General features: G+C 70.7%; 4 protein-coding genes. 3 read left to right on the forward strand and 1 reads right to left on the reverse strand.

Annotation, left to right across the window (positions count from 1 at the left end):
- Positions 1–3 precede the first annotated feature (3 nt).
- Positions 4–1,527: a CHAD domain-containing protein gene (locus tag ACFW1I_RS24470; protein ID WP_384673568.1), complete on the forward strand. Its 1,524-nt coding sequence runs from the start codon at positions 4–6 to the stop codon at positions 1,525–1,527.
- Positions 1,528–1,579: 52 nt separating this feature from the next.
- Positions 1,580–3,508, forward strand: a complete 1,929-nt coding sequence (locus tag ACFW1I_RS24475) for a TIGR03960 family B12-binding radical SAM protein (protein WP_384673570.1) — start codon at positions 1,580–1,582, stop codon at positions 3,506–3,508.
- A gap of 69 nt (positions 3,509–3,577) precedes the next feature.
- On the opposite strand, the gene ACFW1I_RS24480 is transcribed toward ACFW1I_RS24475, so the two are convergent.
- Positions 3,578–5,875, reverse strand: a complete 2,298-nt coding sequence (locus tag ACFW1I_RS24480) for a CDP-glycerol glycerophosphotransferase family protein (protein ID WP_384673573.1) — start codon at positions 5,873–5,875, stop codon at positions 3,578–3,580.
- Positions 5,876–6,228: 353 nt separating this feature from the next.
- On the opposite strand from ACFW1I_RS24480, the gene ACFW1I_RS24485 reads away from it, so the two are divergent.
- On the forward strand, positions 6,229–9,704 hold a 3,476-nt coding region (locus tag ACFW1I_RS24485), incomplete at its 3' end, for a CDP-glycerol glycerophosphotransferase family protein (protein WP_384673576.1).

A 9,704-nucleotide genomic window follows, 5' to 3' on the forward strand; every position in this document is an offset into this window, starting at 1 on the left:
CATATGGCCGAGACCAAGCGCGAGATCGAGCGGAAGTACGAAGCCACCACGGAGACCCGGCTGCCGGACCTCACCCGCGCGGCCGGGGTCGCCTCGGTGACGACCGACGGCGTCACCGAACTCGACGCCGTCTACTACGACACCGCCGACCTGCGGCTCGCCGCCGACTCCCTCACCCTCCGGCGCCGCACCGGCGGCGCGGACGCCGGCTGGCACCTCAAGTTCCCCGTCGCCGTCGGCGTCCGCGACGAGATCAGGGCCCCGCTCACGGAGACGCTCCCGCCCTCCCTGGAGCGGCTGCTGCGCTCCCGCGTCCGCCACGCCGGAGTCGTCCCCGTCGTCCGCCTCCGCTCCTCCCGCGACGTGCGCCACCTCAGGGACGAGGACGGCACGGTCCTCGCCGAGGTCTCCGTGGACACCGTCCGCGCCGACCGCCTCCTCGGCGGCGACGGAACCGCCGCCTGGACCGAGATCGAGGTCGAGCTCGCGGACGACGCCGACCCGGCGGTCCTCGACGCCGTCGGGAAACGCCTGGAGAAGGCCGGCATCCACCCCTCCGACGCCCCCTCCAAGCTGGCCCGCGCCCTCGACGAGACCGGCCTCGCCCCCGAACCCCGGCACCCCGCCGCACCGGACGCCGACGGCACGGCGCGCGCCGCCGTCCTCGCGTACGTACGGGAGCAGATCGACGCCCTCGTCCGCCTCGACCCCGCCGTCCGCCGCGACCTGCCCGACGCCGTCCACCAGCTCCGGGTCGCCTGCCGACGGCTCCGCAGCGCCTTCAAGACCTACCGCAAGGTCCTCGACCGGGACGTCACCGACCCGATCGGCGCCGAGCTGAAATGGCTCGCCGGCGAGCTCGGCCACGCCCGCGACCAGGAGGTCCTCGCGGCCCGGCTCGGCGAGGCCCTCGACGGGCTCGCCCGCGAACAGCTCCACGGCCCGGTCCGCGGCCGGCTGCGCAGCTGGGACCGGACCCGGTCCACCGGCTCCCGCCGCCGCGCCCTCGACGCCCTCGACTCGCCCCGCCACCTCGCCCTCCTCGACGCCCTCGACGGCCTCCTCGCCGCCCCGCCGCTGAAGCCGGCCGCCCGCAAGAGGGCCGTGAAGGTGCTGCCGAAGGCGATCCGGCGCGACTACCGGCGGCTCGCCGACCGGTTCGGCCCCGCCCTCGACCTCGACCCCGGCCACGACCGCGACCTCGCCCTCCACGAGGCCCGCAAGGCCGCCAAACGGGCCCGGTACGCCGCCGAGGCCGCCGTGCCGACCCTCGGCAAGCCCGCGAAACGGTTCGCCAAGAGGGTGAAGGCGGTCCAGAGCCTCCTCGGCGACCACCAGGACGCCGTCGTCGCCCGGGGCGCCCTGCGCGACCTCGCCGCCGAGGCGGAGGAGGCCGGCGAACCCTCCTTCACCTGGGGCGTCCTGTACGCGAGGCAGGAGGCGGCCGCGGCGGCCCAGGAGCGGGAGCTGCCCGCCGTGTGGGACCGGGCCTCGGCCCGTGATCTTCGCGCGGCACTGAGCCGCTGAGCACCGGGGTACGCTTGAGAGTCGCCCCCCTGCCAGCTCACGAAGGTTCGAGATGTCTGCTGCCGAGTCTGTCTTCCCGCAGCTCGAAGCTCTGCTCCCGCACGTGCAGAAGCCGATTCAGTACGTCGGTGGAGAGCTGAACTCCACGGTCAAGCCGTGGGAGTCCGCCGACGTCCGCTGGGCGCTGATGTACCCGGACGCGTACGAGGTCGGCCTGCCCAACCAGGGCGTCATGATCCTCTACGAGGTGCTGAACGAGCGCGAGGGCGTCCTCGCCGAGCGCACCTACAGCGTGTGGCCGGACCTCGAAGAGCTGATGCGCGAGCACAAGGTGCCGCAGTTCACGGTCGACAGCCACCGCCCCGTCGGCGCCTTCGACGTGTTCGGCCTGTCCTTCTCCACCGAGCTGGGCTACACCAACATGCTCACCGCCCTCGACCTGGCGGGCATCCCGCTGGAGTCGAAGGACCGCACCGTCGACCACCCCATCGTGCTCGCCGGCGGTCACGCCGCCTTCAACCCCGAGCCGATCGCGGACTTCATCGACGCGGCGATCATCGGCGACGGCGAGCAGGCCGTCCTGGACATGACCGAGATCATCCGCCAGTGGAAGGCCGAGGGGCGTCCGGGCGGCCGCGAGGAGGTCCTGCTCCGCCTCGCGAAGACCGGCTCGGTCTACATCCCGGCGTTCTACGACGTCGAGTACCTGCCGGACGGCCGCATCGGCCGCGTCGTCCCCAACCGCTCGGGCGTGCCGTGGCGCGTGTCCAAGCACACCGTCATGGACCTCGACGAGTGGCCGTACCCCAAGCAGCCCCTCGTCCCGCTCGCGGAGACCGTCCACGAGCGCATGTCCGTCGAGATCTTCCGCGGCTGCACCCGCGGCTGCCGCTTCTGCCAGGCCGGCATGATCACGCGCCCCGTGCGGGAGCGAAGCATCACCGGCATCGGCGAGATGGTGGACCGCGGTCTGAAGGCCACGGGCTTCGAGGAGGTCGGCCTCCTCTCGCTCTCCTCCGCGGACCACTCGGAGATCGGCGACATCGCCAAGGGCCTCGCCGACCGCTACACCGAGGACAAGGTGGGCCTGTCCCTCCCCTCGACCCGCGTGGACGCCTTCAACGTCGACCTCGCGAACGAGCTGACCCGCAACGGGCGCCGCTCGGGCCTCACCTTCGCCCCCGAGGGCGGCTCCGAGCGCATGCGCAAGGTCATCAACAAGATGGTCTCGGAAGAGGACCTCATCCGTACCGTCTCGACGGCCTACGGCAACGGCTGGCGCCAGGTGAAGCTGTACTTCATGTGCGGCCTGCCGACCGAGACCGACGAGGACGTCCTCCAGATCGCCGACATGGCGATGAACGTGATCGCCGAGGGCCGCAAGGTCTCCGGCCAGAACGACATCCGCTGCACCGTCTCCATCGGCGGCTTCGTCCCCAAGCCGCACACCCCCTTCCAGTGGGCCCCGCAGCTGTCGGCCGAGGAGACGGACGCCCGCCTGCTGAAGCTCCGCGACAAGATCCGCGGCGACAAGAAGTACGGCCGCTCGATCGGCTTCCGCTACCACGACGGCAAGCCCGGCATCGTCGAGGGCCTGCTCTCCCGCGGCGACCGCCGCATCGGCGCCGTCATCCGCGCGGTCTACGAGGACGGCGGCCGCTTCGACGGCTGGCGCGAGCACTTCTCGTACGACCGCTGGATGGAGTGCGCGGAGAAGACCCTCCCCGAGTACGGCGTGGACGTCGCCTGGTACACCACCCGCGAGCGCTCCTACGAGGAGGTCCTTCCCTGGGACCACCTGGACTCCGGCCTCGACAAGGACTGGCTCTGGGAGGACTGGCAGGACGCCCTCGACGAGACCGAGGTCGAGGACTGCCGCTGGACCCCGTGCTTCGACTGCGGCGTCTGCCCGCAGATGGACACCCACATCCAGATCGGCCCCACTGGCAAGAAGCTCCTGCCGCTGACCGTGGTCAAGTAGTCCCGCACACGAAAAGGGGCGCCCGGACGGAAATCCGTCCGGGCGCCCCGTTCGCTGGGGCCGGGGGTGTCAGCCGGCGACGTGCTCCTGGCGGGTGGTGGCTGCTTCGGCGGCCTCGGGGGAGGGGGCCGGGGTGCGGTCGGCCACCGGGGTCACCGGCGGGGTCGGGACCTGCTCGTCCAGGAAGACCGCGCGGACGACGCGCTCGGCGGCGTGGCCGTCGTCCCACATGCAGAAGCGCTCGCGGAAGGCGCGGCGGAGGGCGGCGGCCGGTTCGGCGGACCAGGCGCCGCTGCGGAACGCCTCGATCAGCTCGTCCTCGGTGGTGGCGATCACACCGGGGGTGTCGCCGGGCTCGCCGGAGAGCAGGTCGAAGGTCACACCGCGGCAGGTGCGGTACATCTCCCAGTCGTCGGCGTAGGTGACGATCGGCCGGTCGAGGTTGGCGTAGTCGAACATGATCGACGAGTAGTCCGTGATCAGGGCGTCCGCCGCCAGGCACAGCTCCTCCACCGAGGGGTGGCGGGAGACGTCGATCAGGGCGCCGCGCTCGGCGAGCGCGCTCAGCTCGCGGTCGGCGCCGTAGAAGTAGTGGGCGCGGACCAGGAGGACGTGGTCGGGGCCGAGCTCGCGGGCGAAGCGGGCCAGGTCCAGACGGGAGACGAAGGCGTCCTTCTGGTGGTCGCGGACGGTCGGCGCGTACAGGATCGCCGTCTTGCCGGGGGCGATGCCGAGCGCGCCGCGGATCCGGCGGACGTCCTCGGCGGTGGCCCGGTAGTAGACGTCGTTGCGCGGGTAGCCGGTGTTGAGGGTGCGGAAGGGGGCCGGGTAGACCCGCTCCCACTGCTCGGTGGAGTGCTGGTTGGAGGAGACGCTCCAGTCCCAGCGGTCGACCCGCTCCATGAGCTTGTCGAAGTCCATGCTCTTGGCGACGGCCGGGTAGTACTGCTGGTCCAGGCCCATCCGCTTCAGCGGGGTGCCGTGGTGGGTCTGGAGGTGGACCTGGCCGGGGCGCTTCACCACGGAGTCCGGGAAGTTCACGTTGTTGACCAGGTACTTCGCCCGGGCCATGGCCTTCCAGTAGCCGAAGGTGGCGGGGGCGACCCGGCTGATCCCGGCGGGCAGCTTGCCGGCGTGCGCCTGGTTGACCACCCAGACCCCGCGCAGGTTCGGCGCCAGCTTCTTGGCGGCGTCGTGGATGGCGAGCGGGTTGCAGCCCGGGGTGCGGCCCCAGTAGGCCGAGTAGACGGCGAGGTTGTCGTCGACGGGAAGCCGGCGCTGCACCGCGTAGTACGTCTTCAGGGCCTTGCGGCCGCCCCAGCGCTTGGACCGGCCCAGCGCGCGGAAGGCGGTCTCGCGGGTGCCGTTGGCCGCCTTGAGCGACTCGAAGGCGGCGTACGAGCCGGTGCGGAGCACCTTGAACTTGAGGCCGGCGATGCCGGGCGGCGGAGTGAAGCCCTTGGGCTCGTTCCTGCGGTACGCCTTGCCGGCCTGCTGGACGTAGGCGCGCCGGTGGCTGCGCGGTATCCGGAAGCCCCGGGCGAGGGTGTAGAGGAAGTGGCTGACCATCCGCTCGAAGACGATCGAGCGGTAGGCGTCGAGGCCGGGGCGGCCTTCGAGGTAGTCGAAGACCCGCTGGTACTGCTCGAAGATCACGAAGTGCTTGCGGGGCGAGCTGCTCCGCATGGAGCTGCCCTGGCGGCGCTGGCGGTACTCGACGACGACGTACTCCAGGCCGGCGACGCGCTGGGCGGCGGCCATGGTCGTGTAGACCATCAGCGCGTCCTCGTAGAGGCCGTCGGTGAAGCGGAAGCCGTCGCCGGTGAAGCCGCCGGTGGTGAAGAAGTCGCGGCGGTAGACGCGGTTCCAGACGACGGCGAAGATCCGCAGCAGCTCCAGGTGGTCGGCGGGGCGGACGACCTGGTCGCGGATGGTGGCGATGTGCTTGCCGGACTTGCTGGGCTCGACGGTGCCGTCGACGTGGGTGCGGACGTAGTCGAAGAGCAGGATCTCCGGGTCGGCGGTCTCGGCGAGCCGATCGGCGATGGCCTGGAGCGAGCCGGGGCGTATGGAGTCGTCGCCGTCGAGGAAGAGCAGGTAGTCGCCGCGGGCGTGGGCTATGCCGGTGTTGCGGGCGGCGCCGATGCCGCCGTTCTGCTCGCGGTGCACGGCGCGGACCCGCGGGTCGCGGGCGGCGAACTCGTCGATGATGGCGCCGCTGCTGTCCTGGGAGCAGTCGTCGACGGCGACGATCTCGAAGTCCGGGTAGCTCTGCGAGGTGATCGATTCGAGGCATTCGCGTATGTAGCCCTCGACCCCGTAGACAGGGATGATCACGCTGAAACGGGGGGTAGCTGCAGACGGCATGCCGTGTGTCTCTCCTCTGTCGGACCGCTCAAGCGCAGTATGACAGGAGTACTCGAACGCCTCTCCGGGCGCGGGCGGCCGTCCGGGCCCCCGGGGCGGGGTGAACGGCGTCCCCCCGGCGGGTGAGGTGACGGCCAACTGGGTTCGAACGGCCGAGGAGCCCATCGTCTATTCTGAAGAGCTGCGGCGGTGCTGCGCTCCGGCGCCGGGGCGGACGGGCCGGCAGGCGGGTCTCTCCCGGTAAGGGGAGAACCCCCATCGGTCCGCTGGAAAAACCGATAGCACGCCCCGTCACCCACTCAGACGCTCGAGCCTGTCGAGCGGGTCTGAACCGGAAAGGAACGCAGAACTACATGGCTCCCAGGCTCAGCGTCATCGTCCCGATATACAACGTGGCGTACTACCTGCCCGCCTGCCTGAACTCGCTCGCCGTGCAGACCTTCCAGGACCTGGAAGTGATCATGGTGGACGACGGGTCGACCGACGAGTCCCACGAGATCGCGGCGGAGTTCGCGGCCAAGGACGACCGCTTCCGGCTCATCCGGAAGGAGAACGCCGGCCTGGGCGCCGCCCGTAACACCGGTCTGGACAGCCTGGCGCCGGAGGCCGAGTTCATCGCCTTCGTCGACAGCGACGACCTGATCCCGCCGGACGCCTACCGGCTGATGATCGAGACCCTCGACGAGACGGGCTCCTCCTTCGCCACGGGCAACGTGGAGCACATCAACTCCACCCGGATCTGGCAGTCCCCGATGCACCGCTTCCTCTCCCGGGGCGCGGTCAAGAAGACGCACGTCAGCCGGAAGCGCGCGCTGCTCACCGACCGGATCGCCTGCAACAAGGTCTTCCGCCGCGACTTCTGGGAGCAGCACGCGCTGCGCTTCCCCGAGGGCGTGCTGTACGAGGACACCCCGGTGATCGTCCCGGCGCAGTACCTCGCCGAGTCCGTCGACATCATCAGCGAGACCACGTACTACTGGCGTCTGCGCGAGGGCGAGGCCGCCCCGTCGATCACCCAGCGCCGCACCGAGCCGAAGGCCGCCCGCGACCGCGCCTCCGCGGTGGAGAGCGTCAGCCGCTTCCTGGCCCAGCGCACCGAGCCGGGCGCCGACGCGCTCAAGCGCGAGTACGACAAGACCGTGCTCACCGGTGACCTGCGCATCTTCCTCAACGTGCTGCCCGACGGCGACGAGGAGTACCGCGCGGAGTTCATGGCCGCGGCGAACAAGTTCCTCGACCAGATCGACCTGAAGACGGTCAAGGAGCTGCCCACCGCGCTGCGCGTCAAGTGGCTGCTGGTCCGCAAGCACGCCCTGGCCGAGCTGCTGGCCTTCATCGAGGCCGAGCGGATCGGCGAGCCGGTCGAGCTCGACGGCTCCTTCCGCCGGTACGCGAAGTACCCGTTCCTGGAGTCCACCCAGCTGCCGAAGAAGGTCCTCCGGATGGACCAGGACCTGCAGCTGCGCTCGCCGCTGCGGGAGCTGGAGTGGCTGCCCGGTGGCAAGCTGCGGCTGGCCGGCCACGCCTGGATCGACCGGGTCGACCAGGGCGGCAAGCGGTCCGTGGTGAAGCTGCTGCAGCTGAAGAAGGACGGCACCCAGCGGCGGATGCTGATCCCGCTGAAGAACCTCCAGACCGAGGACGCCACCACGGCCGCCGGCTGGAAGAACCGCGGTCACAGCTTCGACTGGGCCGGCTGGGAGACCGAGATCGACCTGTCCCGCTTCCGCAAGGGCGGGCAGTGGCAGGAGGGTCTCTGGCACGTCGGCATGCGCGTGCTCTCCGGTGGTCTGGTGCGGTCCCGCTCGGTCCACTCGTACGGCTCCGACCACACCGCCTACCCGCGGCCGCACTGGCTCGACGAGACCCACCGGATCGTGCCGGAGCTGCGTCGCGCCGCGCTGAAGCTGCGCGTCGAGAAGGTGCCGTTCACGATCACCGGCTTCGCGCCGGACGGGGACGCGATCGTCGTCGACGGTCTGCTGCGCGAGGCCGTCGCCCCGGGCGTCGAGGTCTCCCTGCGGATCATCAACCAGAGCAGCGGCGAGGCGTTCCTCGTGCCCGCCGAGATCGTGTCCGCCGCCGGTGAGCGCACCGAGCTGCGGATCCGCGTCCCGCTGAAGGACGTGGCCCTGCTGCCGGAGCACCTGGAGTCCGCCGACACGGCGGGTGCCGACCCGGCCAAGAACATGCGCCGCAACTGGAGCACCCAGCTGCAGCTCCAGGAGGGCGAGGCGAAGCCGCGCCGCCACCGGGTCGTGGTCCAGGACGGTCTGGCCGACCTCCAGGTCCGGCTCACCGACGCCTTCGGCGAGGACGCCCCGCTCAACGAGGTGGCGGTGCTCTCCGGCACCAACGGCTACCTGAAGTTCGCCGGCCGCCCGCTGCGCGCCAAGATCACCGGGATCGCCACCACCGACGGCACCTTCCTGATCCGCGGCACCGCGCCGGTGGACCTGGCCGACTACCACCTGGTCGTCAGCGCCAAGAACCGCTTCGACGAGCGCACCGTGCCGCTGAGCGTGGGCGCGGACGGCACCTTCGAGGCGACCTTCCGTCCGTCCACCATGTCCGGCACCGGCGGCGGTCTGCCGCTCAAGGCCGGCCGCTGGGTCTTCCGCCTGGAGGCGGGGGACGACGCTCCGGCGCTGCCGCTCGTCGTCGACCGGCTCGCCGTCGGCCAGTTCCCGCTGGAGGGCACGTACAACGGGCGCGAGAACCGCCTGGAGGTCCACTGGCAGGACCACCCGCAGCTCAACTGCCTGCCCGACCTGACCCCGCTGGAGCGCGGCGACAACCGCCAGTACCAGCTGCGCCAGGAGGTGTACGAGAAGGGCCGCGAGCTGCCGCTGCGCGACTCGGTGCTGTACATCAGCTACAACGGCAAGCAGTACTCGGACAGCCCGCGCGCCATCCACGAGGAGCTGCTGCGCCGGGGCGCCGACGTCGAGCACCTGTGGCTGGTCCGCGACGGCCAGGTCGAGCTGCCGGACACGGTGCAGCCGGTCCGCTTCCAGGGCCGTGAGTGGTACGAGGCGCTGGCCCGTTCGCGGTACATCATCACCAACGCCCACCTGCCGCACTGGATCCGCCGCCGCGCGGGCCAGGTGATCGTGCAGACCTGGCACGGCACGATGCTGAAGAAGATCGGCCTGGACATCGACGCGCCGAAGTTCGACCCGAACTACCACGAGCGTCTGGTCAAGGAAGCCGCGAGCTGGAACGTCCTGGTCTCGTCGAACCGCTTCTCCACCCCGATCCTCAAGCGGGCCATGGGCTACAACGGCCTGATCGCGGAGACGGGCTACCCGCGCAACGACTACCTGTACGCCGAGGACCGCGACGAGCGCGCGGCCGAGGTGAAGGCGAAGCTGGGCCTGCCCGCGGACAAGAAGGTCGTGCTGTACGCGCCGACCTGGCGCGACGACCTGTCGCACGCCCGCGGCCAGTTCAAGTTCGACCTGCGGGTGGACCTGGAGGACGCCCGCCGTCGCCTCGGTGACGACCACGTCTTCCTGATCCGTCGTCACTCGAACATCGTGGACAGCATCCCGGGCGCCGGGAACGGCTTCGTCTACGACGTCTCCGAGTACCCGGACATCGCGGACCTGTACCTGGCGGCCGACATCATGATCACGGACTACTCGTCGGTCATGTTCGACTACGCGCACCTGCGCCGCCCGATGCTGTTCTTCACGTACGACCTGGAGCACTACCGCGACCGTCTGCGGGGATTCTACTTCGACTTCGAGAACGACGCCCCGGGTCCGCTGGTGGAGACCTCGGACGACCTGCTCACGGCCATCCGGGAGATCGACGAGGTCCAGGT

It is taken from the genome of Streptomyces sp. NPDC058955 (assembly GCF_042741435.1).
In the GTDB taxonomy this organism is placed as follows: Bacteria; Actinomycetota; Actinomycetes; order Streptomycetales; family Streptomycetaceae; genus Streptomyces.

Excerpts from the sequence above, each read along its gene's own strand:
- ACFW1I_RS24470 (WP_384673568.1), top strand. The coding sequence starts at position 4 with ATGGCCGAGACCAAGCGCGAGATCGAGCGGAAGTACGAAGCCACCACG.
- ACFW1I_RS24475 (WP_384673570.1), top strand. The coding sequence starts at position 1,580 with ATGTCTGCTGCCGAGTCTGTCTTCCCGCAGCTCGAAGCTCTGCTCCCG.
- ACFW1I_RS24480 (WP_384673573.1), bottom strand. The coding sequence starts at position 5,875 with ATGCCGTCTGCAGCTACCCCCCGTTTCAGCGTGATCATCCCTGTCTAC.